Genomic DNA, 26,222 nt, shown 5'->3' on the forward strand with positions numbered 1-26,222 from the left:
GAATTTATCGGAAAAAATCAGGTGCAGCCTGACAAAGCATCCTCAAAATCAGCAAAAATCAGGTTTTTTGGTAAATCTCTACATAGTCAGGTTTGCAATCGTACAATCAAATCTAGATTTTGGTGCAGGCAATGATGAAAGAATCTCCAGTAAGTTATGAATATCAGATTGGCGGGAGTCTCCCCGCAGATGCGACGAGTTACGTGACGCGCCAAGCAGACTGGGACTTTTACGAAAGTTTGAAAGCGGGTGAGTTTTGTTACGTTTTGAATTCGCGGCAAATGGGCAAATCTAGTTTGCGGGTGCGGGCAATGCAAAAATTGCAAGCTGAAGGTACTGTTTGCGCTTTTATCGATTTAACTGGGATTGGCAAGGAAGATGTAACTCCCGAAAAGTGGTATGCTGGCATTGTTAATTCTTTGGTCAGTAGCTGTCAGCTAGGTAATAAAATTAATTGGCGGAATTGGTGGCGCGAACGCCGGGATTTGTTATCGCCAGTCCAGCGGTTTAGCTTGTTTATTGAAGAAGTTATTTTAGTTGAAATAGAAACCAGTATTGTTATTTTTATTGACGAGATAGATAGAGTGTTGAGCATGAACTTTTCTACCGATGAGTTTTTTGCTCTGATTCGCTGGTTTTACAATCAAAGAGTTGACAAGCCTCTATACCGACGTTTGACTTTTGCGCTGCTGGGGGTGGCGACACCTTCGGATTTGATAGCGGATAAAACTCAAACTCCTTTTAATATTGGTAAGGCGATAAATTTAGGCGGTTTTCAGATTGATGAAGTGCAGCCTTTAATTGATGGTTGGCAGGGGCAAGTTGGCAATCCTGAAAGTGCGATCGCAGATATTTTGGATTGGACGGGGGGACAACCTTTTTTGACGCAAAAGCTGTGCAAGTTGGTGCAGGAAAAGGAGTTGAAGAAAGTTAACCGCAGAGGCGCAGAGGGCGCTGAGAAAGACAGGCAGGATGCCTGTTCCACCCCCACAGACAGGCAGGATGCCTGTTCCACCCCCACAGACGGGCAGGATGCCTGTTCCACAGAAGAGGAGGGAGTTGAGGGGTTGGTGAAGTTGCAGATTGTGGAGAATTGGGAGTCTCAGGATGAGCCTGAACATTTGAAAACTATTCGCGATCGGCTTTTGAGAAATCAGCAAAAAGCGGGGCAGTTATTGGGGCTTTACCAGCAAATCTTGCAATCCGCGAACCCCCCCCAACCCCCCCTTGCTAAGGGGGGGCTAAATAGTGATTTATCTCTGAGTAGTTCGGGGCTAAATGCTGCTGCTTCACCCCTGGGAGAGCAAGAAATAGCCACTCTTGCTCCCCCCTTTAGCAAGGGTGGGCTGGGGGGGGTGATTGCTGATGGCAGTCCCGAACAAACGGAATTGCGACTGTCAGGTTTAGTGGTGCAACAGCAGGGAAAATTAAAAGTTTACAATCGAATTTATGCCAAAGTTTTCAATCTTGAATGGGTGGAAAAACAGTTAGGAAAGCTGCGACCTTATTCGGAAAGCTTTAATGCTTGGAATGCTGCCAATTTTGAGGATAATTCGCGGCTGCTGCGGGGTCAGGCGCTGCAAGAAGCTTTGGAATGGGCAAAATATCAAAGTTTAAGCCATTTGGATTACCGGTTTTTAGCGGCGGCTCAGGATTTGGAAAAGCGAGAAGTTGAATTGGCTTTGGCACTGCAAGCTGAGGAAAGTCAAATATTGGCACAAGCTAATGAAACTTTAAATCTGGCTCAGCATCAAGCTAAAACAGAGTTAACGTTAGCTAAAAAACAAGCTAGAAAAATAATTGCGATCGGCTCGACAATTTTAGCGACATCTTTAGCAGCAGCGATCGCCGTACAATTACAAGTAATTAAAGCCGATCGAGAACTCGCAGAAACAAAAATAGTCCTCGAAAGTTTGTCGTCAAAGACAACTTTAGCCTCAAACCCTTTTCCAGCACTGATCGAAGCACTGCTTGCAGCACATAAACTTAAAAAATTAGAGGCATTCAGTCCGGCAAAATCCGAAACTAAGATGCAAGTATCGATCGCCCTCCAACAAGCACTTTACAGCATCCGAGAGCGCGATCGGCTTGCAGGCCACCAAGCTAGCGTCAAAAATGTCGTTTTCTCCCCCGATGGCAAAATCCTCGCATCCGCTAGCGAAGACGATACCGTCAAACTCTGGAACCCAGACGGCATCTTGCTCAGAACCCTCACCGGACACCGCGACAACATTTGGAGTGTCAGTTTCTCACCTGACGGCAAGACGATCGCATCTGCTAGCGAGGATGCTACGATCAAAATCTGGAACCCCGCCAATGGCACAGAAATCAGAACCCTTACAGGACATAGAGGCTGGGTGAGAGGTCTCAGTTTTGCTCCCGATGGGTTGACGATCGCATCTTCGGGTTCCGACGGCACTGTCAAACTCTGGAATCCGGCCGACGGTACTTTGCTCACAACCTTTACCGGACATAGGGGCTGGGCAACAAACGTCACTTTTTCGCCCGACGGGAGGGCGATCGCATCTTCGGGTAGCGATCGCACTGTCAAACTCTGGAATCCAGCAGACGGAACCGAAATCGCAACGCTCAAAGGCCATACCAACGCTGTCAGAAGTGTCAGTTTCTCCGACGACGGCAAAATTCTAGCATCCGCTGGCGAAGACGGCTTAGTCAAGCTGTGGGATGTCGAAAACCTGACTCTCCTCAAAACCCTGCAAGCCGACAGCAGGGAAGTCTGGAGCGTCAAATTCAGTCCCAGAGGCAGCCTCCGCCAAACTCTGGCTACCGCTAGCGAAGACGGCACCGTCAAATTGTGGAATTTATCGCAGTTAGGAAACATCGAGCCGCAAACGCTCAAAGGACACAGTGGCAGGGTTTCGAGCCTCTGTTTCAGTCCCGACGGCCGCACTTTGGCAACCGCAGGTACCGATCGCACGGTACGACTCTGGAATCTCACCGGCATCGAACCGAAAGTTCTGGAAAGTCACCGCCGTCAGGTTTTCAGTGCGAGTTTCTCGCCCGACGGCAAAACTGTTGCCTCCGGTAGTGGCGATCGCACTGTTAAATTGTGGAATGCACAAAACGGCAGCGAAATCAAAACTTTTCTAGGACATCGAGGTGCCGTCACCAGCGTCAGTTTCGCCCCTGACGGCAAAATTTTAGCATCGGCGTCGGGCGATCGAACTATTAAATTGTGGAACCTAGAAACGGGCACCGAAATTAAAACTCTTTCAGGACATAAAAGCGGAATTGACAGCGTTGTTTTCAGTCCCGACGGTAAAATCTTAGCCTCAGCAGGAGTTGATAAAACTGTTAAATTGTGGCATCTCGAAAGCGGTACCCAAATCAAAACCTTCAAAGGACATTTAGAAAGAGTTAGAAGTGTCACATTCAGTCCCGACGGCAAAACTTTAGCATCAGCAGGGAACGATCGCGCAATATATTTCTGGGACTTAAACAATTTAGAATCTACCCCGAGAAGGATTCTGAGAGCGCATAACAGCCGAATTACCAGCGTCCGTTTCAGTCCCGACGGCAAAATCTTAGCATCCGCCTGCGATGACAGCACAATTAAATTGTGGAATGCAGAAACAGGCACCGAACTCAAAACCATCAAAGGACACGGAACTTGGGTAAAAAGCATTAGTTTCAGTCCCGACGGCAAAACGATCGCATCGGCAAGTTTCGATCGCACAATTAAACTGTGGAATGTAGCAGACGGCAAAACGGGATCGGAGGCGCTGCCCCTACAAACTTTTGAGGGACATAGCGATCGAGTTAATGACGTTAACATCAGTCCCGACGGCAAAACTCTTGTTTCGGCCAGCGATGATTCTACTTTAAGAATCTGGAATTTGGAACTCGATCTAGATAGTTTAATGAAACTGAGTTGCAAATGGCTGAGTAATTATATTGCTAATCATCCCGAAGAAAAGGCGATCGCCGAAATCTGCAATCCTTAAAAAACAGGATTTAGACAACTGGCACTTTAAACAAAGGTATGTTGTTGCGCTTCAGCGCTCTTTCATATCCTAAGAGCGCTGAAGCGCAATAACATACCTAAAAGTCTTGTGACAGTTGCGTAAGTCTTGAGATTAAAGATTTGGCAACCACTAATGAACTAAGGGTTTGGTTCAGGGACCTACAGTTGCCTTCTTTTTTTACGGGTATAAACAAGCGCCAAACATAGAGCTAGGTATTTGAGTTTGTTTTGTAGGTAACCTGACAGTAATTCTTGCTTAGGGAGACATTTTGATAGTCAAAGAAGCTGTTTTTTTTAGATAATAAACCTTACTTGGTTTTGGCTTTCACGGCCCTAGATTCCACTGTGAATCCTGGAATATCTTGCAGTTCGGTTTCGCTCAAACTGTACTGTTCGCAAACCAAACTCAAACGAGTTCCGGTACTGTTAACAGCGTTGACAGAGTGAGTCAAATCTCCTTGAAAATAGATCAGCGAGTTCGCTTGCGGCTTAATCTGCCCGACTTGCTGTTTGTTGCGCCGCAGTATCAACTCTCCCCCTTGCAAGTTCGGCGGTACTTGTACGTATAAAACGCTGACGGCTGCGGGAGGTTCAACTGTTTTGCAGTACGATCGCAAAGATCGATCGATATGCGGATCGACGCGGGAACCTTCACCCAGCAACAAAGGGTTGAGGTAAAAAGCATTGCATTCAGGCTGTAATGCTTGGTCTAGATAGGGTTTGAACAAGGGGAACCGCCGTTCTACTTCGGCGATTTCCGCACGTTGAAACACCACGGAAAACCCTTTTGTGCCAATGAAATCGCGGTTGAGGTTGTTGATTGCTAGATATGGGGAGGCTAGAATTGCTCCTCGCAAGTCGTTGAGGTAGTCGATCGAGAAAGCGTTAGGATGTTGGCTATAGTATTTCAAGGCACTCAAAAATCATCAAAGTTTAAGGAAACAGCAGATAGAAATGCAGCAATCGCTCAGACTTGGGATTGCTTCGTTCCTCGCGGAGGACATAATAATCTTGATTTAAGTCCGCGTACTTAAGTCAAAGGTTTTTCTTAACTGCGGGCGATCGCCAGGAAGTGTCGCAACCAACTCGCAACGGCAGAATATCAGTATACAGGCGATCGTTGTGGTGATTCGATTATATTGGCAATTCCATTATACATGATGCCGCTCAGCAGCCGATCGCCCATTTATATTAACTTGTGGAATTGCAGGGGCGGGCCTAATTTTCGCGATCGCATCCGGCCTCTGTTTTATCACTAATTTCTTGAGTTTGCTAGCTGGAAAACAGATGCGTGTTGGGCCTTTTTCGCAAGCATCTTGCTAAAACAAGCAATCCGTGCATTAGGTCAAAATGCAGGGAGGGCGATCGACAATCTCTAACTGGCGATCGAACCTTAATAAAGTTTAGAATGATAGAAAGTAGTCTAAGAAATACCAGCCGTTGCAACAGTTACTAAGTAATTATTTCAAATTAAATTAATATTTCACAGAGCCGAAAAAAGCAAAGCGGTCCCCTATAATTAAAGAGTAAGTAAAAAAAAACAACTCGCTGAAACGATATGCCAACAACATTGTACGAAAAAATGGGTGGAGAGTTAGCCATTAAAGAGATGGTGGATGATTTTTACCGCGATGTCTTGGCGGACGAGATAGTGAGCCACTTCTTCGATCATACAGATATGGAAAAGCAGCGCCACCATCAAACTGCTTTTATCTCTTATGCCCTCGGCGGCATCGAGCAATACTCAGGCCGTTCAATGGAGAAAGCACACGCAGGTTTGAATTTACAGCCAGAACACTTTGATGCAATTGTGAAGCATTTGACCGATGCCATAATTGCCCACGGCGCATCCCAAGAGGATCTCGATGAAGCGCTAGGTAAGATCGCGACTTTGAAAGAGGCTGTTTTGTACAAGTAAGATCTACAGTCCCTGACGCAGGGGTACCTTCATAACCGAGTTTTTTTTCCGAAAATACTGCCTAAAGATTTTTAATCGCCGTAAAAAACTAAGGTGGTGAAGGTATTGATGCGTAAGTTTTTATTTTCGATGGGTAAGTAGATATCGCTTTGAGCGCGTTACTACTCCCCGATTGCTCGCAGATGATAGAACTTGATATTACTCCTACATTTTGTAATTTTGCCGATCGACTTGTCCAGCGTCCTTGAAGCTGTTTTAAACCTCCGGCGGCAAGTCCACGCTGTAAAGAATTTTGCCTTCAAGGTTGTGCAGCGCCACAGTCATCACCTGGCTGTCGCCATTAATTTTAACCGTACCAAAGAACTGAAAACCTTTTGTAGGAGGTAGATTTTCTACTTCTGGCAGCGACAAACTTTGGAACTTAACTAGGGGACCAAAAGTATTGTCAAGCTTGTTTGGTCCGTAATTTCCAGCGTGAAGTGGCCCGGCAACAAACTCCCAAAACGGTTTAAAATCAGTGAATTGAGCTTGACCGGGATCGTAGTAGTGCGCGGCAGCATAATGCACGTCAGCGGTCAGCCAAACGACATTTTGGATATTGTTTTGCTGGATAAAGCGCAACAATTGGGCAAGTTCGAGTTCGCGTCCTAATGCAGGGCCATCTCCATTGGCGAGGTTCTCAAATTTGCCGCTGTTTTTGCCATCTTCAATCACCAATCCGACTGGCATATCGCTAGCAATTACTTTCCACCTTGCCTTTGAATTCTGCAATTTGTTCTTTAACCAGCTAACTTGGGCATTACCCAAAAACGCTGTTTCTTCACTGGCTGCTGTCTGACGGTTGGTAGTGTTTATTCCTCGGTAGCTACGCATATCCAGCATAAAAATTTCCAGGGAAGAACCGTAATTGAACGAACGGTAAATCCGTTCTGGGTCGTTAGCATCGAAGCGGATCGGCGTATACTCCATAAATGCTTGCTTGCCTCGCGCTGCCAGTAAAGAACTGCTTTTGACTTTGTAGCGGTCATCGCTCATTAGCATCTCGCCGGGATACCAGTTGTTTGTAGTTTCGTGGTCATCCCACTGAACTAGCTGAGGCACTTCGGCGTTGAAGCGCCGGATGTTATTGTCTAGCAGGTTGTAGATGTAATTTCCGCGAAACTCTGTTAAGGTTTCAGCTACTTTTGACTTTTCTTCTGTTGTGATGTTTTTCCAGATGCTACCGTCGTCAAGTTTTACCTCAGATTGAATCGGACTATCTGCATAGATGTAATCGCCAGAATGAATGAAGAAGTCTGGCTTAAGCTGCCTGATAGTTTCATAGATTTTCATGCCGCCCCATTCAGAATTGATACCCCAACCCTGTCCGGCGGTGTCTCCGGACCAGGCAAAAAAGATGTCGCGCTTGCTGTTTGGAGGTGTGCGGAAACTCCCCGTAACGGGGACGCTGTAGATGTTTGGATCGGCTAAATTCTGGAAGCTGACTCGGTAGAATATTTGCCTATCGGCTGGTAGGTCAATCAGGTTGATACGCGCCGTGTAATCGCTAGTTTCCAACGCTGCAGGTCCGATGATGCGCTGCACGTTGCCGAAAGTGTCGGCGGTGTCATATTCGACTATCATCCGGGAGGAGCGATCGCACCGACTCCAAATCACCGCACTGTTGCCGTTAATATCACCGCTAGCAACACCGTATGGAATGCTGGGGCGCATCCGATCCGAGGTAATAATTGCCGGTGCAGAAGATTGTGCTAACCCAGATTTCGATCGCAGGTTTGCGGCAACAATACCGCTACCTGCAATTGCCGAACCGAGTAGAAAATGGCGGCGGCTGAGTTGGTCTTGTTTTTTACGTTTCATGGCTACCCTCATCTTTAAAAATACCGAGACTGTACTTGGGCTAATTTGTGATGTACGCAACAATCAGCAAATTCACCGCTGTTCCTGAGAGGCCCCGAACTGTGATGAGGAAAACAACTCCCACAGACAAAGGCAGGTTTTCTATCAAGTTTTAGTGTACCCAAAATAAAGGTAGTAGGCGAGCTATGAAAAAGCAACCATCTAGACTACCAAAGTACGATATTAACCGTGTGTCTTAGCTTTTTCCTCTGCAACCGTGCCTTCGCTAAACCAGCAGCACCTTCCAAAGAATCATATAAACCTTGACTAGCTACTTTGTTCTGAGCATCCAATGGGATTAAACCCGATTCATTCAATAATTAGGCTACCACGAAATTTAGTAGCAACAGTCGATCGGAGTGAGATAACTCTTTGAGGAGGGGTAAAATTTCGGTAAGAGGCCTAAGTTAAAGGTTTAATAAACTTAGGTAACATTTATTTTAGATTCTTTAGCTCTCACCTTTACAATACTCCCAGGCGATCGGGTTAATCAGGCGGTCGATCGGACGGATCGGAGATATTGGGGTTTTGCTGCATGAGAGCGATCGTTGTAGTTCAGCCTTTTGCCAGATGACAACCCTTAACTCGTGAAAGCAAAATCGATAATATAATGCTGACAAGTTATATTCCTCCTTTAGCTAGAGGACGGTCCCTGAAAACCCGTCTACAATATAGGTATCGATCGTTAGGGCAAAAATCAATTTTTTTGTTTCTGAGATCCAAAAGCTTCTCCCCGGAAGGGAGGGATTTGTTGGCGCAGGCTAAGATCGTGGCGGATATGGCTACAGTGATCGTTTACGTGGCGACTAAGCTACCGAAAAAATCAAAAAGCCTGTCTGCAGATGACGGCGCAAAAGGAGGAAAAAAGCTATGAAAAAAGTCATAGACGAAATTAAGATATTTCTCCAAATCAAGAGTGGATTAGAGTTACTAAGCTTAATACTAGCCGCCATTTACTTGCTCTTCGCCAACGGTTCCTATCCAACCCTAAAACTGAATAGCCTGTAACTAGAGCCACCTCAAAAAACAGAACACCCAGATCCCCGACTTCTTAAAGAAGTCGGGGATCTAACAGCGAGATAGTTTTACGTTTAATTAGTTCATTTACTTAGTTCAGCCTTTTGCCAGATGACAACCCTTAACTCCTGAAAGCAAAATCGATAATATTTTGACTCAGAGTGTATGCCACAATACTTCGGAAAACTTCAAAAAACTGAACAGCCTTGGTCAACCATCGGCTCCATACAATCCATAACTAAAACCGATCGCACCTTTCACTTTAATTGCGGTGAAACTTCCCTAAACCTCAGCATCCTCGCGCCGAATTTGATCCGAGTGCGAATGTCCCCGACAGGTGAATTCAAAAGCCGATCGCAGTCAATAACTGTCCCTGACGAAGAGTGGCAAATTGTACCATTTGAAGTGCGAGAAACAGACGAAAAAATAGAAATTGAAACATCACAAATATTGATTTCTGTCAAGCGATCTAGCTCTGCAATTGAATGCTTTGACAAATCGGGAAAACCCTTTGCTAGTGACTGCGATCCGAGTATGGGATGGCGCACCGGCGCAACCGCCGGCTGGAAACGCATCGAAGCAGACGAACACTTCTACGGTTTCGGCGAACGCACCGGCTTTCTCGACAAACTCTCCGAAGTCAAGACAAACTGGACAATAGACGCGCTTGACTACAATTCCCTCAGCGATGAAATGTACCAGGCGATCCCATTTTACATCGCCCTGAATCCCGATCGCGCTTACGGTCTCTTTTTCAACACTACATTTTGGAGTCAGTTCGACATCGGCGCCCAACAACCGGGAGTTTTGCGGATGGAAACCAGAGGCCCGGAACTCGATTACTACATCATTTACGGCCCGGAACCCGCCCAAATTCTCGCTACCTACACGCAGTTAACCGGCCGGATGCCGCTTCCGCCCAAATGGGCGCTGGGATACCACCAATGCCGCTGGAGCTACGACTCCGAGGACGTTGTGCGGGAGTTGGCGAAGGAATTTCGCGATCGGGCGATTCCCTGCGATGTCATCCACCTCGACATCGACTATATGAACGGCTACCGCATTTTTACCTGGAGCCCGAAGCGTTTCCCCGATCCCGCGAAACTGATCGCAGACTTGAAAGCAGCAGGTTTTAAGGTTGTCACGATTGTCGATCCCGGTGTCAAGTACGAACCGGAAGGAGATTATGAAGTATTCGATGAGGGTGTGGAAAACGACTATTTCGTCCGCACCGCAGAGGGAAGGCTATTCCACGGTTACGTTTGGCCCGAAAAAGCGGTGTTTCCAGACTTCCTGCGGCCAGAGGTGCGCGAGTGGTGGGGCGAATTGCACAAAAACCTTACAGATATGGGGGTTGCGGGGATTTGGAACGACATGAACGAACCTTCGATCGCAGAACGGCCTTTTGGCGACGGCCACCAACACATCTGGTTTCCGCTGGATGCACCGCAAGGCCCGGCATCCGAGGGCGCCACCCACGCGGAAACGCACAATTTGTATGGTTTAATGATGGCGAAAGCTTGTTCGGAAGGGTTGCAAAAAGTGCGATCGGGCGAGCGATCTTTTGTGCTGACGCGATCGGGTTTTGCGGGCATTCAGCGTTACTCCTCGGTATGGATGGGCGACAATCTATCGCAGTGGGAATACTTAGAAATGTCGCTACCAATGCTTTGCAATATGGGGCTTTCCGGCGTGGCGTTTGTCGGTTGCGACATCGGGGGTTTTGCGGAGAATGCAACCGCTGAATTGTTCGCGCGGTGGATGCAGGTGGGAATGCTGTATCCCTTGATGCGCGGTCATTCGGCGATAAATACGGCCCAACACGAACCGTGGGTTTTTGGCGATCGCACTGAGAAGATTTGCCGCGAATACATGAATTTGCGCTATCAGTTGTTGCCTTACATTTACACCTTGTTTTGGGAAGCAGCGACGGCGGGAACACCGATTTTGCGACCGTTACTATATCAATTTCCGCGCGATCGGGCAACTTATCACCTTTACGATCAAGTATTACTCGGCCCGTCGCTGATGGCTGCACCTGTTTACCGCCCGGGAGTTGAACACCGCGCCGTGTATTTGCCGGAGGGGACTTGGTACGATTGGTGGACGGGTGAATGCTATCAGGGCCCGAGGCACATTTTAGCTTATGCACCTTTGGAGAGAATGCCGCTTTACGTGCGGGGTGGGGGCATAATTGCGATCGCACCTGTGAGGCAATTTGTCAGCGAAGAACCGCTTGAGTCATTAAAAATGCGAATTTGGCCCGGAACTGGTGAATGGACGCTTTATGAGGACGACGGACACAGTTTTGAACATGAAAAAGGTGTCTGGGCAACGACTAATTACAAGGTGTATTTGGAAGAGGAAAAAATCATCGTTGAAATTGCCGCGCGCGAGGGTCAATTTTCGATTTCTGAACGCGAAGTTATTGTGGAAGTTGTTGGCGTTGGCGAACAGCGATTTACAGATGATGGTACGTCGCGGCGTTTGACATTTGGATAACTTTGGCATAAAGCGGTTTATGCTATGGTGGGATTCATTCAGGGCGATCGCTCGATCTGGTAGAGTTTGAGATGGAAAGGGCGATCGTCTGTGATTCCTGTGTAGCTAGATAAAATTCATTTTTAGGGTAGCAAAGATGTTAACGGGTTAGAGAAATGCCCAAAAAATATCCAAAAAATTCCCCAAAGGGGTTGGATAAATTGTAAAGTAAAGGTTTTGAGGATATTTTTTCCCCTGAAGACCGAAAGAATTTTAAAGTATTACAAGAACAAGGGAAATTTTATCAGTATGATTATCTCCCATATAGCTCTGAAAAATTGGCGCAATTTTCAGTCAGTGGATGTTGATTTGCGCGATCGCGTTTTTGTGGTAGGCCCTAATGCTTGTGGTAAGTCAAACTTTCTCGATTCATTGCGCTTTTTGCGGGATCTGGCTAAAGCAGGAGGCGGATTGCAGAAAGCCGTGAGCGATCGACGTGGCGTCTCAAAAATTCGCAGTCTTTATGCGCGCCGTTATTCAGATGTAGAAATAGAAATTCACCTTTCCGAATCTAATGCCCAACAGCCATTATGGAGGTATGGGCTGGGAATTAAACATAGAAAAGGCGGCAAAAATGAGCCGATTGTTGCCTACGAACGAGTTTGGAAAGGTGAGCGCCAAATTGTCAATCGCCCTACTCAAGAAGATGACAAAGATGAGCTACGTCTCACCCAGACTTATTTAGAGCAAATTAATGCCAATGCAGAATTTCGAGAAATTGCTAAGTTTTTAGAATCGATTTTATATTTACATTTAATTCCTCAGTTAGTTCGCCATCCCGAAGCTTTTGCTACCCCTGGACTTTCCGAAGATCCTTTTGGGAGAACTTTTTTAGAGCGAGTTGCTAAAACTACAGTAAAAACCCGAAGATCGCGATTAAAAAAAATTGAAGATGCTTTAAAGCTGGCTGTCCCCCAATTGAAAAACCTCACAGATACCAAAGATGTGATGGGGGTTCCGCATTTGGAAGCTGTTTATGAACATTGGCGACCCGGAGCAGGAAAACAACGGGAAGACCAATTTTCTGACGGAACATTACGGTTAATTGGTTTGCTATGGTCGCTGTTAGAAAGCGATTCATTATTGTTACTAGAAGAACCAGAACTTTCTTTAAATTCGGCAATTGTTAGCAATTTACCGTCTCTGATTTATCGCCTTCAGCGCCCGAGAAAGCGACAGGTTATTCTTAGTACCCATAGTGCGGATTTGCTCTCAGACAAAGGCATTGGTGGCGAAGAGGTGCTGCTAATGACACCGACTCCTGAAGGAACTCAGGTAAAACTTGCTTCAAGTAATCAACAAATCAAAATGCTATTAGAAGGAGGTTTAAGCATAGCTGATGCTGCACTTCCTCTTACAGCACCGCCCGACATCGAACAAATGAGTTTATTCAAATGACGGATATTCCCATCAATCTAGTGTTTGAGGATGTACTCAGTGAAGCAGTTCTTAAACAAATGCTCAAACAGTCTCAACGTCCCTTTTCAGTGGGACAGTGCTTGAATCAGAGAGGATATGGCAAAATTAAAAAGATTATTTTTGGATTAAATTATGCCGCCAAGGGAATGCCATACTTAGTCTTAACTGATTTGGATAACGCAGAATGCCCCCTAGTAATTCTTTCCGAGTGGTTAACTCAACCAAAACATCCTAATCTGCTGTTTCGGATTGCTGTTAAAGAAGTGGAAGCGTGGTTACTTGCACATCGATCGGCATTTGCCGAATTTCTGGGTATTTCAGTAGACTTGATTCCTGGCGACGCGGATCGAATTCCTGATCCCAAGCAGCTTTTAATCAATCTGGCTAAAAAGTCAAAGAAGCGAAATCTGCGGGATGCGATCGTCCCCGATCGTAATAGTACGGCAAAAATTGGTAAAGACTACAATGGTCAACTGATCCAGTTTGTCAATCAAAGTTGGCAGGTTGCGTCCGCACAGACTAATTCCCCCAGTTTGGAACGAGCTATGAATGCACTCATAAATTTTCAACCAACCTGGGAAAATTTAGGATAAATACCAATACTGCGCCCTGTCAATGCTTGGGAAACAGTTAATAACTACTGTTATAATATAACGGGAGAGGATGAGTAGACCAGACACCCATCCACAAACTATGCAACCCATCCAAGTTACCACATTCCAAGCTCTGTGGCGCAGCCTGGGCCTGATAATCAAAGCCGCACCAATAGAACTCCGCAATTTAATAATACTCAACATTATCAGCGGTGCTGCTCCATCTGCCGTGCTATTTTTAGATAAATTAATCATTGATGAAGTATCTCGGTTGCTGTCGCAAACCCAAACAGCACAGCCATTAGCTTTGATGCTTTCCCGGCCAATATTGCTGTGGAGTATTGGCGGAGTCTTAAGTCTCAAGTTAGTCGGCGATGCCCTAGACACAATGAACTCTTTTGTCGCGACATCTTTGCGCGATCGCGTTCAAGGCTTTGTCGAAGGAAAAGTCCTCGAAAAAGTCGCCAATTTCGACGATATTGCCCTCTTTGAAAACCCCGAACTATTAAATATAGTAGAACTCGCAAAAACTGGAGTATCCAAAATACAGCAACTAGCATTTACTATCAGCATGACCATCACGGGAATTTTTATATTTATTCCATCGATAGGTCTTGCTGCTGCGATAGCTTGGTGGGTGCCAGTGCTGATGTTAATCTCATCATCTCCCTCAATTTATACCCAAAGAAAATATAGCAGAATCATCTGGAGAGTTCAAAGAAAGCAAGCTAAAATCAGCCGCGAAATGAACTTATCCAGTAGAGTATTGACGGGCGAAGAATATGCTAAAGAATTGCGTTTGTTTGGGTTGCAAGAACTTTGGCTCAAACGCTGGCAGGGTCAGTTTTTGCAATTTTTTAGCGAGATGCAGCAAATCCGAAAAAAAGGAGCGATTGTTGTACTTTTCTGGTCGATGTTCAGTAGAATCGGAGTGGCTTTGCCATTTATTTATGTAGTAATGGGAGCTTTGGGGGGTCGCTATACTTTGGGCGATTTAGCACTCTATTCTGGTTTGATTGTTCAAGTAAAGCAAAGTTTGCACATACTGATTAGCACTTCTACTAATTTGTACGATATCTCTCTCAGCGTTAGTCCGATTTTTCAACTTTTGGAACTCAAACCAGAATTGCAGTCTCCGCTTGTGGATGTGGCATCTCGCCTGCCTAGTTTACCAGATGGCGGACAAGATTCCCGCCCCACAAAAGATAAAATTGGCATCGAGATTAAGCATCTATCTTTTTGCTATCCTGGTAGCAATAAAAGCACGGTTGAAGATATCAACTTAACGATTAATCCGGGTGAAATGCTAGTGCTTGTTGGTGAAAATGGCGCGGGTAAAACAACTCTTGGCAAACTCCTCGGCCGCCTGTACGACCCCACAAGTGGTACGATCGACTGGAACGGCAAAGATTTGCGATCGTACTCTCTAGCATACGTGCGATCGCGCATCGCCGTCGTTATGCAAGATTACGCCCGTTTCCCCTCCACAGTCCGCGAAAACGTCGGTTTCGGCGACTTGCTTTCACTCTCAGATGACACGGCAATTAACGAAGCTATTTCCGAAGCAGGAATTAGCGCAAAAGTCAATAGTCTTTCCGCAGGCTTAGAGACTCCCTTGGGGAAACAATTAGAAGACGGCATAGACTTATCGGGGGGACAGTGGCAAAGAATTGCGATCGCCCGCGCCTTAATGCGGCTTTCTACAGCCGAAGTGCTAATTTTTGACGAACCAACCGCCGCCCTCGACCCCAAGACAGAACACGAAATTTACAGCATCTTCCGCCAAATAGCAGCCGGGAAAACAACCATAGTCATCAGTCACAGATTGGGATTGGCCAAAATTGCCGATCGTATCGCCGTCATGGAAAACGGTAAAATAGCAGAAATAGGAACTCACGACGAATTGATCGCATCAAACGGAATTTATTGTGCGATGTTCACCCGTCAAGCTAGCAGCTATATTTAGTCATTAGTCATTAGTCAACAGTCAACAGTCAACAGTCAACTGTCAACTGTTGACTATCTCCCAGTCAGCGTATCCGCATAAGGATCGGGCAAAGCTTGCTGCACCTCCAAAAGCGGCAAAGGATCTCCAGTCAACGGTTGGCTAATCAAATTTTTTTTTACCCCATCCCCCTTGCGATCGCGCTCTTGCAAATGCGATAATTCCTCTTGATAAACCGCAACAATCCGCGCCAAACTCGCCGCCAAATCATCCCAATTATCATCTCCCACCAACTTCTCAGAAATTCCCTCAAATAACTCTCCCGCTTGCCTTTTTTGAACATAAGCTTTCAAAAGCTTTCCCGACTTTTGCAAAACGGCCTGATAAATATCCCCATCCGACCACCACAGCCCCTGTTGACTCAGCAGCCAAGTCAAAATATACTCGCGAGCGTGTTGCTCCTTTACCCAGGCCGCGAGATACTGCAAATCTTCCATAGTTACAACAGTCTCCTCAATTTTCCTCAAAATGTCCGCTTGTTTGTATCTACCGTTACTGCGATCGACATAATACCTGCCTTATCATCACCTGCCCGCGTCATTAATATCCCTTAAATCTTAAAAAAACCCTACTGATTTACCAAACAGCAATTCTGGGAATATAAAAATAAACTTAAACCTCCTAGGTCTATTGTCCAATACTTTTAGTCCACCGGAAAGCGGTACACCCCGCCTCGCTTTCCTCTCTCGCAAACCTATCATCAAGCGGGAACAACAAGCGGGTTATTAGCATGACAAAGCAAAATTTTGGTTTAATCGGTCTAGCAGTGATGGGCGAAAACCTAGCGCTCAACGTCGAAAGCAGAGGCTTCTCCGTGGCTGTATACAACCGCACAGCAGCCAAAACCGACGACTTTATGGCACAACGCGCCCCCGGCAAGAACATTGTAGCCGCCAAGACTCTGACAGAATTCGTCGATGCCCTAGAAACCCCGCGCCGAATCTTAGTCATGGTGCAAGCTGGGAAACCCGTAGATGCAGTCATCGACCAACTCAAACCCATGCTGTCACCGGGTGACATGATTATTGACGGCGGCAACTCGCTATACGACGACACCGAACGCCGCACCAAAGATTTAGAATCGATGGGACTGGGATTTGTCGGCATGGGCATCAGCGGCGGCGAAGAAGGCGCGCTGAATGGTGCTAGCTTGATGCCCGGTGGCACCCGCACTGCTTACGGTCTACTAGAGCCAATTCTCACCAAAATTGCGGCTCAAGTAGATGACGGCCCCTGCGTCACATTCATCGGCCCTGGTGGCGCCGGCCACTACGTGAAGATGGTTCACAACGGTATTGAGTACGGTGATATGCAGCTCATTGCTGAAGCCTACGATTTGCTCAAAAACGTTGGTGGATTGAACGGCCAGCAGTTGCAGGAAGTTTTTGCGGAATGGAATACCACAGACGAACTCAACTCGTTTTTGATTGAAATTACGGCTAACATTTTCAAGTACATTGACCCGGAAACTAAGCAACCCTTAGTTGAGGTAATTATGGACGCAGCCGGTCAAAAAGGCACCGGCCGCTGGACTGTTATGAGTGCTTTGGAATTGGGAGTGAGCATTCCCACAATTATCGCTGCTGTGAATGCGAGAATCATGTCTTCTTACAAAGACGAGCGCGTTAAAGCTTCCCAAGCACTGATGGGGCCTAGCGGCAAGTACGAAGGCGATACTAAAGAGTTTGTGAACAAAGTCCGGGATGCGCTTTACTGCTCGAAGATTTGCTCCTACGCGCAAGGCATGGCGCTGTTGAGCGCGGCCTCTAAGTCCTACAATTACGACTTGAGTTTGAGCGAAATTTCCAGAATTTGGAAAGGTGGCTGTATTATTCGGGCTGGCTTTTTGGACAAGATTAAAACAGCTTTCAAAGACGATCCCACGCTGCCGAATTTGCTGTTAGCGCCGGAGTTCAAACAGAGTATTCTCGATCGCCAATCGGCTTGGCGAGACGTGTTAGCTACTGCTTGCCAACTGGGGATTGCAGTGCCAGCATTTAGCGCCTCCCTGGACTATTTCGACAGCTACCGCCGCGAAAGATTGCCGCAAAACCTCACGCAAGCTCAGCGTGATTATTTTGGGGCTCACACCTACGAACGCACCGACAAACCGCGCGGCGAATTCTTCCACTCTGAGTGGACGCAGACTGCTAAAGAATCGCTGCAAACCGGTACTACCGATTAATTAATTTTTGTAGGGTGCGTTTCGGCGCACCTTACAGATAGACAATGATATTACTGCCAACTAATCTTTTTCCTGAATCCACACCGATACTGAGCCACCTTGACAGCGAAACTCGCCCCAACCCCACTCGTTAGTAGAAACAGGTTCCTTAATATGCCCTGTTAAGTCCACAAACTTAGCATGAGGTTTACCAACTTCCATCCACTTAAAACCCTCCGGGCCGTCACTCATAATTACTGCCATTGCCTGTGGATGTTTCCGATTGCCCAATCTCGTCCAGCCAATGGTATTCCAATGATCTAAATAGTCATATTGAGGGCCGTAGGCGAAGTGTTTGCGAGCATGGAGAAACTTGTCAATTAGCGATCGATGAGAGGGCATAACAATCTTGTACCGATTGCCATCACGCCCCCAATCTTCATATTCTGCACCGTAATAATCGCCGTAGAAAACGCAGGGATAACCTTCTCTTCGCAATAGAATAATCGCATACGCAAGAGGTTTAAACCAGGGTTCTACAACAGATTCAAGTGCTTGCAGCGGTTGGGAATCGTGGTTTTCGACAAACGTTACTGCATGAGTCGGTTGCTGCTGCATCATTGTACCGTCTAAGATGCGCCGCATATCGTAATTACCGCCCTGTTGGCTGGCGTAATGAAAGTTGTAATGCAGCGGCACATCAAAAACTGACATTTTGCCCTTAACTGAACCGACATACCAGTGCAGGATATCGATATTTTGTGCCCAATACTCACCTACAACAAACAAATCTTTGCCTACATATCGCTCCAATTCATCCAACCATTCCGGAAAAAACCAAGACGATATGTGCTTGATTGCATCTAAACGGAAACCGTCGGCACCTGTTGTGTCGAGATACCACTTACCCCAGCGTGTAATTTCATCTCGTACCCATTGATCCTGAAAATCCAGATCGCACCCCATTAAATATGCAAAATTGCCATTTTCTAGGGCAACATAGTCATCAAACATTCTCCCTTCTACCAAATAGACTGTGCCGCGATCGTCTGGATTGTATTCGTTGTAGTCTACTGCGTCAAAATGCCACCAGTGCCATTCAAATTGAGAATATTTACCTTTGCGTTCGGCAAAGTTAAAATGAGTGTAGCTTTTGATTTCTTGCAACCCACCTTTGGGATTTAGCCGATCGTGGTGAGGATAAGGAGTTGCCTTAAATATCTCTGCTGCATCTGCACCAATTTTATGGTTGATAACTACATCGGCATAGATTTGGATCTGATATTTGTGCAGGGCTGCGATCGCATCCAAATATTCCTGCTTAGTACCATATTTGGTGCGAATTGAACCTTTTTGGTCGAATTCTCCCAAATCAAATAAGTCGTAAACCCCATACCCAACGTCGCTTTGCCCGCCCATTCCTTTGTAAGCTGGGGGCAGCCACAGTGCGGTAAAACCCGCATCAGCCAATTCTTGTGCTTGATTTTTCACCTCATCCCACAGGGTTCCTCGATCGGGAATGTACCAGTGGAAATATTGCATCATCGTGCCGTTGATATCTGCCATTTTTCACCCTTGCCTTGAGATGATACTGACAATTTAAGGCGATCTTAGGCTACAGCCTTGCCCCTTGTCACTGTATCCCATTAATTTTTTCTCAAAATCGGGTTTGGGTGTGACTAAAGTTTTGTTACAGTTCTCAACTAAAACATCTCTTGACTTTCGCCTTACTCTTTGAACCATACTTGAACTTGAGTGCAGACAAAAAGCCTAAGTCCTAGATCGGGAATCTAAAAGAATCACTAAGTAAGATCACAAGCACCTTGTGATCTTACTTGTTATCTTAGTAGATAACTATACTGAGCAAATCTGCTACCATCATAATTACTCCTTGTAAAAAAATGTAATTTTATGAAATCTTTTATTGGAAGAGCTGCTGCCGTTTTGGGTGTGATTGCGGCATCGGTATTGGATACATTGAAAGAAGAAGAGGAAAAGAAGCGTTTATTAGACAGTGGTATTTTGGAAGTGGATGAAATGACGGGAAAAGAGTTTGAAAAATTTCTAGAGGTTCATTTTGTAAACCTTGGCTATACTGTTACTTTAACTCAAGATAGTCAAGATTATGGGGCGGATTTAATTTTATACAAAGATGGCTTCAAAACCGTGGTTCAAGCGAAAAGAAGCAAAAACCCAGTTGGTATTAAAGCAGTTCAAGAAGTAGCAGGAGCCGTCAGACATTATAAAGGAAATAAAGGAAGAGTCATCACCAACAACAGATTTACCGAAAATGCTTACAACCTTGCTGAATCTAACGACGTAGAGTTATGGGATAGAAAAAAACTCATCGAATTTATCTTGACAGCTAAGAACTGTAAATAACTTATACACTAAACTAAGTTATATATAAAAGATGCACTGCTTTCCCAGTATCTTTAATTTCACTGATGATGAATCATGCTACAAATTTCTAATACAGTGTTCATAGACGATCGCGAAATCGAGATTAGTGCGATTCGCTCTCAAGGCGCGGGGGGGCAAAATGTAAATAAGGTGGCGAGTGCGATTCACTTGCGCTTTGATATCCCAGCTTCCTCATTGCCCGATCGCTACAAGGAGCGTTTGTTGCAAATCAACGACCAGCGCATCACCTCCGAAGGTGTGATTGTGATCAAAGCCCAGGAACACCGCAGCCAGGAACAAAACCGGGAGGAGGCTTTGAGACGGCTGCAAGAACTCATTAAAAGTGCGATCGTCATACCGAAAAGGCGCAAACCCAGCAAAGCAACTCGTAGTTCCCAGCGCAAGCGTCTCGACAGCAAAACGAAGCGAGGCCAGATTAAAGCTCTGAGAGGGAAAGTCACGGATTGAGCGATGAAAGATCCTTGTCACCCTCTAGACATCGATCAGTTGCAGTTAATTCCGGTCGAAATGGATGATTGCAGGCTCATTTGCAGTTAGCCCTGGGTTTGTGTTGCAGTTAATCCTGGCTGAACAGTAATTTCAGTTGCAATTAATCCATCCTCAAAAATCGCAGCATTGCAGGGACAGAGGGTTTAGTATTGCAGGTCGCTACACCTAGGGGGGAAAATCTATACCCTAGTACCAGAACTGTTGCGCGCTCGCCTGATCTACAATTGAGGCAGTAGGCTTCGACTTTTAATGGAAACAGAATATTGAGGAATTTATGGCAATTAAGGTGATTGGTGCAGGTTTTGGACGAACGGGAACGCTATCTATCAAAGCTGCTTTAGAAGAACTCGGTTTTAGTAAATGCTACCACATGGTAGAACTTCTAACACACCCTTCTGATGTAAAGTTCTGGGAGGATGCCAGTCAGGGAAAACCTGTCAATTGGGATGCTTTGTTTGATGGCTACCAAGCAATAGTAGATTACCCAGGTTATCGTTACTATAGTCAACTTATGCAGCACTATCCTGATGCTAAAGTTCTGTTGAGTATTCGAGATGCAGATAGTTGGTATGAGAGTACCTTGAAAACAATCTACCAAGCAGGGCCAAAAGGTTGGGAGAAGCTAAAGATGGCTTTATCGCTCCCATTTTCTCCAAAGCTGCGGAATCTAGTTCGCATCTTCCGCATGGCAGATAAAGATGTTTGGGGGAAGGATTTTCAAGGGAAATTTGAGGATAAACCCTACGCGATCGGAATTTTCAATCAACACATTGAAGAAGTCAAACGTTTGGTTCCACCAGAGCGCCTGTTAGTTTACCAAGTGAAGGAGGGTTGGGAACCCTTGTGTCACTTCCTTGGCGTATCTGTTCCTCCTGACAAGCCTTTTCCACATCTCAACGATCGCGCCACATTTCAACAGGCATCAAAAGAGCTTTACTAGCATTGAAGTTCCTGCCCAATTAAAAATTACTTATTATCACGGTACCTCTCCCCCCCTTCCAGGGGTAGGTTCGATCATGGTCGGGTTAAGGTCGATCGACCTCACAGCCTGACTCAAAATTGTATCAAATGTCAACACCCGGATTTAGCTGTGCTTGTTAGTTGTCCTTCGGTGAGGGCTCACGACTTGGTAAGTCATCGGGAATTTTAGTTACGTCTAATCCTAAAACCTCAAACATAGTTTTTAGAGAAACCTGGTACAGGTTAGCCATAGCAAGTATGTTTTCAGCATTAGGTAGAGCCTTGCCTAATTCCCAGTCAGCTTGTCTTCGCTCGGAAATTCCGATTTTTTCTTTGACTTGAGGGCGTGTTAGTCCAGCTTGTTCTCTGAGTAGTCTCAATGGAGACTTCTCCTTTTCTTGTAAATCTTCTTCTATCATAGGACGAAATATTCATGATGTAAACGTCTTGACAAACACTTTGATAAGACGTAAACTTCATGTTGGTAGGCACAACAAAGGCAGCTCAACGAGCCTCCAAGGTCAAAATGCAGGTTTGAAGAACCGCCTGATTTTTCGTGTCTATCAATTGTGCTTGCATACCCAAGCGTATGTTCCGGGCAAGGGTGCATACCTCAAGCCCCTTTTTTCTTAACGCCGAGGAGGTGGTGCCATGTAAAAGGTCGATCGACCTCACAGGACAACACAACTCAAAATTGTATCAAAGATCCAGACCAAAACTTCTCCTTTGCGATCGCACAACTTCCGTGCTATCGTGCCCTTTCTCGAACCATTCCAGATCATGTCCACATCAATTGACAACTTCTACCTAGGCGATGTCGCCTCCAACTTTCACTTTGCAGGCCCGCTGCTAGACTTTGAAGAAGAAATCCAGAATCAATCTCCCTTTCACGATTTAGACTACCTGACAGGCGAAATTAAAAGGGGATTTCTCGACTACGTGCGTCAAGGAATCATGCTCGACGCCATCCGAAAGCTGCGATTGTACAAAGACAAGTTCAAAACTTTTAAAAGTTACTGCGAACAAGCATTAGGCAGGCAGTATTTTTATTGTACACAAATTATCAAAGCTGCGAGCATTTGCCTGCGCTTAATTAAAGCAGGATTTGAGATTTTGCCTAGCTGCGTTGCTCAAGTTGTTCCTTTGTTCAAACACGCAATTACCGACCAATATGGCGACTGTCGTTTACAGGAAAAGTGGCAAGAAGTTGTCGATGTCATACCAAAAGAAAGGATTACCGCAGTAACTATTGCCGAAACAGTTGACAACAATCCCAACCTCCGGCTAAAACAAATTCGCATTAAAACCGACACCTACGCCCTTTTAACAAAAAAAGCAGCCGCAGCGGGCCTGTCTATTTCGGAATTTTTGGCAAGGTTGGTTGGCGAATACAATCCCAGAAATTTAGAGCAGCCAGCGGAACATACTCCCGAACAAGAGGAGATTTTAGACCAATTAGACGCGGAGTTTAAGAAGCCGGCAACGGAACAGACTTCAACTTCTGCCCCAGGAAAAGTTAAGTCTAAAGGTTTTGGAGTCAAAGTTGGCCCTAAAGGTGGTAAAAGGGAAGTTAAGGCGAAAACTTCGGAAAGGGAAGTTAAGGCAAAAACTTCGGAAGGTGAAGTTAAGTTCAAAAATCGGCAAAGTGAAATCAAAGCCGAGAAACAGTCGAATTCATTTAATGAGAAAAATCATGAAGTCATCTGCCCAAAATCCAATCATGCGTCAACTGAAATTAATGGAGGCTCAACTGAACGAAATTCAGTGCCACCTTATTAAAGCCACTGTGTTGAATTGGTGGCAAATAGTTTTGCCTGACGGACAAAAGATTGCGATCGAGCACGCGGGCGGCGGACACTGGATTTTTCGGGCTAACGGGCTTGAGAAATCTCATCCAGAAGTGCGGCTAGCGGTGTTAAGGGCGATCGCCGAAGGCTGTCGCCGATAAGTTACGGCTAAGGACACGGCACCGCGCCGTGTCCTGAAATGGACTGGCGGAGTGGTGGGCTGGGGGTGATCGACATTGCTTAAGGTTGCGATCGGAGTATCCCAAGTGTGGGGCGAGGTTTAAGGTGCCGGCGTTGTGGGTAGAGGGGTGATGTCTGCGGTGTTTTATGACCTTTGTAGAGACGATGGAACACCAAAAAACCTCAGCTCTTAAAACTTGGATGGTTTGGCATCAACAGTATCAACCGGAAAAGCTGATAGCCCTGTTCGCCCGGGACAAAGAGCATGGTCGGCGAGGATACGCCGATCAGAGCCAACGTTCTCTTAACGATTGAGCAACGTGGTTCATACTGAGTTAGACTGAATACTAGAGTATAAATCTAAGGAGTAGTTTTTTCAGGAAACCACAGGAGGCAGCGTGACATTAGGCGTAGAGAGCAGGCAATTACTATCTTATGAGAAACCACCTGTTAATGAGGTGGTTTGCAGTGTTTTGTTCGACCCTATCGAAGCCTTACTGACTCCCCATATCGGCTTCTTATGGCAGAGGTTTCAACCGGACTACCCGTTTTGCTACGAGGTTGACCCCATACCACCAAAGGTAGAAGTTTTCAATAATCAGGTTATTGAAACTATGCTGGAAGAAAGTGATATTCCTTATTTGCCCAGAGTATGGTTCATTAGCTCTGATGACACAAAGATTGTCCAAATCCAGCGAGATCGGCTGATTCATAACTGGAGAAAAATTAGTCCAAATAGTGAGTATCCTAGATATGACAGCGTTATTAAAGCATTTCAAGGTCATTTTGAAAGCTTTAATGCTTTTCTACAAGAGGGGGAGCTAGGTACAATTCAGATACGTCAATATGAACTAACTTATGTCAATCAAATTTCACAAGGAGAAGCCTGGGAAACTCTTGAGGACATCGGCAAAATTTTTCCTGACTTTAAATGGCAGAACAGTCTAGAGAGATTTCTTCCAAAACCTCAATATATTCATTGGGATACGAGATTTGATTTGCCCGAAGAATTTGGTCGATTACATATATTGATAAGGAATGGACTTGCTGACAACCATCCCACTCTTTTTTTTGAATTAAGTGTTCGGGGAATTGGCAAATATAGCTCTTTGGATTTAATGCAAAATTGGTTTGATGTGGCACATGAATGGACTGTACAGGCATTTGCTGATTTAACTGATAAAAAAATCCAGACAAATATTTGGAAGCGGAGAGGGTAAAGCTTATGACTATGATTACATCTTCCTTTAAGGAAGTCGAACAAGAAGAAGAAGCAAATGTTTTAACAACGCTCCAAACATCTCCGAAAAACTATTCTTCCACTCCTGTCCGAAGGATTCCATACGTTCGTTCATTAGCACAGAGTTCCGCTGAGTCTGGGAATGCTGAAGTTAGAAAATATTATGTGCTTTCCCCCCGAACGCAGATAAATATGGGTTCGATAATTTATGGTGAGCAGCTTAAGAACATTGATGAGGGTAAGGTCAGAGACTTCAGTCGCGAAATAGCTGTGTACGAATTGGCTAAACCTGTTGGCCATCAAGCTAATTTTATTAAAAGTGATCCAAAAGAACGGCGTGGTAAATTTCTGTCATCTCCAAGCAGTGATTGGTCAAAAAATTTACCCCGTACACCTAAAAAAGTTGAGGCTATCCATCCTCAGCAACAAAATGTAAATAAATTCTTAGTTTCACCTGCCGATCGTGAAGAAGATGTTCTTGACTGGGATTTCTACTTAGAAAATCCTCCACTTAAACCAGCGGCCACCATAGAATTAGAATTTGAATATAGGGGTCGTAGTCAACCTATTCCTGTTACCGATCCTTGGGATGAATGAGGAAAAATTAGCATGGATTCTGATAGCCGCAATCTAGCGAAAGAATTTCTATCAAAACTCAGTGACTCTGAAAAATGGGAGCTAATTTTAGAAATAACAAATCAGTATCCCTGGTATCAGCTTGTGAGTGGGGAAGAAGAAGATATAAAACAGGGCGATATCCTTGAAGATTGTCCAGTCTTTCAGTTGCCAGAAAACCTAGCTGAGATAACAAAAGACAAACTTGAGATAACTACAAAAGTGGAATGGAGGGAGCAAGACGTTATTATCATGTCACAGTCATGCGACATGGTAAAAGGTCGAGAAAAGTTAACAGAAACACTACTTTGTGCCGTATGGAAACGTTCGGAACTTAAGGAAGGCTATTTGGCTTCAAACGTGGGAATGGAAGAGGCACGACGTGGGAATCTTCCTGGGTATCACGTTCTTGGTGAATGTTCTTTGCCTGAGTTCCATCGTGAAGTTAGAGTGGTGGATTTTCGCCGTGTATACTCGCTTCCACTGCCTTTTGTTCGCAGATTGGCAATAGCAGCAGAAAAGCGTATCCGGCTACTTCCACCATACAGGGAGCAGCTTGCCCAAGCATTTGCCAGATACTTTATGCGTGTTGGACTACCTACAGATATACCACAATTCGCAAGTTCTAAGCCTGATAAAACTGAAGCAGAAGTAATAAAAAAGCTACAAGCGATGGATAAAGAATCGCAAAAACGTATATTATCGCACCTGGTAACTGAGATTGGTTTGTCAACAGAACTAACAGGAAATGATTAGAAAAAAATCTACCATGATTAATACAGCAGATTGCAAGTTTATAGATGACAGTAGCAGCATTTAGTAAACCAGTTTTTTAGATGTTGAGGATTTATTAAATCGAGTGATCCGGCAATTAATGTATCAATCATTTTTGTGGTAGTTGGAGAAAATTTACGCAGAAAAGACTTAAGTTGCGACCACCATAATTCAATGGGATTAAAATCGGGAGAATACGGTGATAAGTTGAT

General features: G+C 45.3%; 21 protein-coding genes. 16 read left to right on the forward strand and 5 right to left on the reverse strand.

The window, feature by feature from the left end; genetic code table 11:
* Positions 1-131: 131 nt before the first annotated feature.
* Positions 132-3,965 (forward strand): WD40 domain-containing protein, encoded by a 3,834-nt coding sequence (locus QUA27_RS15460; protein WP_333068913.1) that lies wholly within the window; start codon positions 132-134, stop codon positions 3,963-3,965.
* 328 nt (positions 3,966-4,293) lie between these two features.
* On the opposite strand, the gene QUA27_RS15465 is transcribed toward QUA27_RS15460, so the two are convergent.
* Complete coding sequence (locus tag QUA27_RS15465) at positions 4,294-4,905, reverse strand: 2OG-Fe(II) oxygenase (protein WP_333068914.1); 612 nt, start codon at positions 4,903-4,905, stop codon at positions 4,294-4,296.
* A gap of 638 nt (positions 4,906-5,543) precedes the next feature.
* On the opposite strand from QUA27_RS15465, the gene QUA27_RS15470 reads away from it, so the two are divergent.
* Positions 5,544-5,903, forward strand: a complete 360-nt coding sequence (locus tag QUA27_RS15470; RefSeq protein ID WP_333068915.1) for a group I truncated hemoglobin — start codon at positions 5,544-5,546, stop codon at positions 5,901-5,903.
* A 255-nt stretch (positions 5,904-6,158) separates the two neighbouring features.
* On the opposite strand, the gene QUA27_RS15475 is transcribed toward QUA27_RS15470, so the two are convergent.
* Positions 6,159-7,763 (reverse strand): alkaline phosphatase D family protein, encoded by a 1,605-nt coding sequence (locus QUA27_RS15475; RefSeq protein WP_333068917.1) that lies wholly within the window; start codon positions 7,761-7,763, stop codon positions 6,159-6,161.
* Between the two features lie 909 nt (positions 7,764-8,672).
* On the opposite strand from QUA27_RS15475, the gene QUA27_RS15480 reads away from it, so the two are divergent.
* The 5 genes from QUA27_RS15480 (at position 8,673) to QUA27_RS15500 (ending at position 15,338) form a co-directional block, all read left to right on the forward strand.
* The gene (locus tag QUA27_RS15480) at positions 8,673-8,810 is read left to right on the forward strand and encodes a hypothetical protein (RefSeq protein ID WP_333068918.1); all 138 of its coding nucleotides are present in this window, start codon (positions 8,673-8,675) and stop codon (positions 8,808-8,810) included.
* 174 nt (positions 8,811-8,984) lie between these two features.
* Complete coding sequence (locus tag QUA27_RS15485) at positions 8,985-11,321, forward strand: glycoside hydrolase family 31 protein (protein WP_333068919.1); 2,337 nt, start codon at positions 8,985-8,987, stop codon at positions 11,319-11,321.
* A 288-nt stretch (positions 11,322-11,609) separates the two neighbouring features.
* Positions 11,610-12,758: an AAA family ATPase gene (locus tag QUA27_RS15490; protein ID WP_333068920.1), complete on the forward strand. Its 1,149-nt coding sequence runs from the start codon at positions 11,610-11,612 to the stop codon at positions 12,756-12,758.
* Positions 12,755-13,372, forward strand: a complete 618-nt coding sequence (locus QUA27_RS15495) for a hypothetical protein (protein WP_333068921.1) — start codon at positions 12,755-12,757, stop codon at positions 13,370-13,372. Before QUA27_RS15490 ends, QUA27_RS15495 begins: the two co-directional genes overlap by 4 nt.
* A 70-nt stretch (positions 13,373-13,442) precedes the next feature.
* The gene (locus QUA27_RS15500) at positions 13,443-15,338 is read left to right on the forward strand and encodes an ABC transporter ATP-binding protein (protein WP_333068922.1); all 1,896 of its coding nucleotides are present in this window, start codon (positions 13,443-13,445) and stop codon (positions 15,336-15,338) included.
* A gap of 53 nt (positions 15,339-15,391) precedes the next feature.
* Here QUA27_RS15500 and QUA27_RS15505 read toward each other — a convergent pair whose 3' ends face one another.
* On the reverse strand, positions 15,392-15,814 hold the full coding sequence (locus tag QUA27_RS15505; RefSeq protein ID WP_333068923.1) for a hypothetical protein: 423 nt from the start codon (positions 15,812-15,814) through the stop codon (positions 15,392-15,394).
* A 293-nt stretch (positions 15,815-16,107) separates the two neighbouring features.
* Here QUA27_RS15505 and gnd point away from each other — a divergent pair, with 293 nt between their 5' ends.
* Positions 16,108-17,562 (forward strand): decarboxylating NADP(+)-dependent phosphogluconate dehydrogenase, encoded by a 1,455-nt coding sequence (gnd, locus tag QUA27_RS15510; RefSeq protein ID WP_333068924.1) that lies wholly within the window; start codon positions 16,108-16,110, stop codon positions 17,560-17,562.
* Positions 17,563-17,622: 60 nt separating this feature from the next.
* Here the strand turns inward: gnd and QUA27_RS15515 are convergent, their stop codons facing one another.
* Complete coding sequence (locus QUA27_RS15515; protein WP_333068926.1) at positions 17,623-19,107, reverse strand: alpha-amylase; 1,485 nt, start codon at positions 19,105-19,107, stop codon at positions 17,623-17,625.
* 345 nt (positions 19,108-19,452) lie between these two features.
* Between QUA27_RS15515 and QUA27_RS15520 the strand changes: the two genes are divergently transcribed.
* The 3 genes from QUA27_RS15520 to QUA27_RS15530 all read left to right on the forward strand — a co-directional run bounded on the left by QUA27_RS15520 (position 19,453) and on the right by QUA27_RS15530 (position 21,394).
* Positions 19,453-19,923 carry a restriction endonuclease gene (locus tag QUA27_RS15520; protein WP_333068928.1) on the forward strand — a complete coding sequence of 157 codons (471 nt, stop codon included), beginning with the start codon at positions 19,453-19,455 and terminating at the stop codon, positions 19,921-19,923.
* Positions 19,924-19,998: 75 nt separating this feature from the next.
* Positions 19,999-20,412 (forward strand): alternative ribosome rescue aminoacyl-tRNA hydrolase ArfB, encoded by a 414-nt coding sequence (arfB, locus tag QUA27_RS15525; RefSeq protein ID WP_333038823.1) that lies wholly within the window; start codon positions 19,999-20,001, stop codon positions 20,410-20,412.
* Positions 20,413-20,728: 316 nt separating this feature from the next.
* Entirely contained in the window at positions 20,729-21,394 is a 666-nt protein-coding gene (locus tag QUA27_RS15530; RefSeq protein ID WP_333068930.1) for a sulfotransferase family protein, read from the forward strand.
* Between the two features lie 157 nt (positions 21,395-21,551).
* Here QUA27_RS15530 and QUA27_RS15535 read toward each other — a convergent pair whose 3' ends face one another.
* Positions 21,552-21,833, reverse strand: a complete 282-nt coding sequence (locus QUA27_RS15535; RefSeq protein WP_333068931.1) for a helix-turn-helix domain-containing protein — start codon at positions 21,831-21,833, stop codon at positions 21,552-21,554.
* A 361-nt stretch (positions 21,834-22,194) separates the two neighbouring features.
* Here QUA27_RS15535 and QUA27_RS15540 point away from each other — a divergent pair, with 361 nt between their 5' ends.
* From QUA27_RS15540 to QUA27_RS15560, 5 genes are all read left to right on the forward strand, one after another.
* Entirely contained in the window at positions 22,195-23,193 is a 999-nt protein-coding gene (locus tag QUA27_RS15540; protein ID WP_333068932.1) for a hypothetical protein, read from the forward strand.
* A 7-nt stretch (positions 23,194-23,200) separates the two neighbouring features.
* Positions 23,201-23,362: a hypothetical protein gene (locus QUA27_RS15545; protein WP_246276752.1), complete on the forward strand. Its 162-nt coding sequence runs from the start codon at positions 23,201-23,203 to the stop codon at positions 23,360-23,362.
* Positions 23,363-23,779: 417 nt separating this feature from the next.
* Entirely contained in the window at positions 23,780-24,601 is an 822-nt protein-coding gene (locus QUA27_RS15550; protein WP_333068933.1) for a TIGR04255 family protein, read from the forward strand.
* Positions 24,602-24,606: 5 nt separating this feature from the next.
* A complete protein-coding gene (locus QUA27_RS15555) occupies positions 24,607-25,218 on the forward strand; it encodes a hypothetical protein (protein ID WP_333068934.1) in 612 nt (203 codons plus the stop codon).
* Between the two features lie 12 nt (positions 25,219-25,230).
* A complete protein-coding gene (locus QUA27_RS15560) occupies positions 25,231-25,992 on the forward strand; it encodes a hypothetical protein (RefSeq protein WP_333068935.1) in 762 nt (253 codons plus the stop codon).
* The last annotated feature ends 230 nt before the right edge of the window (positions 25,993-26,222 follow it).

This window comes from Microcoleus harperi Pol14_C6 (assembly GCF_036701295.1).
Classification (GTDB): Bacteria; Cyanobacteriota; Cyanobacteriia; order Cyanobacteriales; family Microcoleaceae; genus Microcoleus.

Bases quoted from the DNA above. Each gene is read 5' to 3' on its own strand.
- QUA27_RS15460 (WP_333068913.1), top strand. From the start codon at position 132: ATGATGAAAGAATCTCCAGTAAGTTATGAATATCAGATTGGCGGGAGT.
- QUA27_RS15470 (WP_333068915.1), top strand. From the start codon at position 5,544: ATGCCAACAACATTGTACGAAAAAATGGGTGGAGAGTTAGCCATTAAA.
- QUA27_RS15475 (WP_333068917.1), bottom strand. From the start codon at position 7,763: ATGAAACGTAAAAAACAAGACCAACTCAGCCGCCGCCATTTTCTACTC.
- QUA27_RS15480 (WP_333068918.1), top strand. From the start codon at position 8,673: ATGAAAAAAGTCATAGACGAAATTAAGATATTTCTCCAAATCAAGAGT.
- QUA27_RS15485 (WP_333068919.1), top strand. From the start codon at position 8,985: ATGCCACAATACTTCGGAAAACTTCAAAAAACTGAACAGCCTTGGTCA.
- QUA27_RS15490 (WP_333068920.1), top strand. From the start codon at position 11,610: ATGATTATCTCCCATATAGCTCTGAAAAATTGGCGCAATTTTCAGTCA.
- QUA27_RS15495 (WP_333068921.1), top strand. From the start codon at position 12,755: ATGACGGATATTCCCATCAATCTAGTGTTTGAGGATGTACTCAGTGAA.
- QUA27_RS15500 (WP_333068922.1), top strand. From the start codon at position 13,443: ATGAGTAGACCAGACACCCATCCACAAACTATGCAACCCATCCAAGTT.
- QUA27_RS15505 (WP_333068923.1), bottom strand. From the start codon at position 15,814: ATGGAAGATTTGCAGTATCTCGCGGCCTGGGTAAAGGAGCAACACGCT.
- gnd (WP_333068924.1), top strand. From the start codon at position 16,108: ATGACAAAGCAAAATTTTGGTTTAATCGGTCTAGCAGTGATGGGCGAA.
- QUA27_RS15515 (WP_333068926.1), bottom strand. From the start codon at position 19,107: ATGGCAGATATCAACGGCACGATGATGCAATATTTCCACTGGTACATT.
- QUA27_RS15520 (WP_333068928.1), top strand. From the start codon at position 19,453: ATGAAATCTTTTATTGGAAGAGCTGCTGCCGTTTTGGGTGTGATTGCG.
- arfB (WP_333038823.1), top strand. From the start codon at position 19,999: ATGCTACAAATTTCTAATACAGTGTTCATAGACGATCGCGAAATCGAG.
- QUA27_RS15530 (WP_333068930.1), top strand. From the start codon at position 20,729: ATGGCAATTAAGGTGATTGGTGCAGGTTTTGGACGAACGGGAACGCTA.
- QUA27_RS15535 (WP_333068931.1), bottom strand. From the start codon at position 21,833: ATGATAGAAGAAGATTTACAAGAAAAGGAGAAGTCTCCATTGAGACTA.
- QUA27_RS15540 (WP_333068932.1), top strand. From the start codon at position 22,195: ATGTCCACATCAATTGACAACTTCTACCTAGGCGATGTCGCCTCCAAC.
- QUA27_RS15555 (WP_333068934.1), top strand. From the start codon at position 24,607: ATGACTATGATTACATCTTCCTTTAAGGAAGTCGAACAAGAAGAAGAA.
- QUA27_RS15560 (WP_333068935.1), top strand. From the start codon at position 25,231: ATGGATTCTGATAGCCGCAATCTAGCGAAAGAATTTCTATCAAAACTC.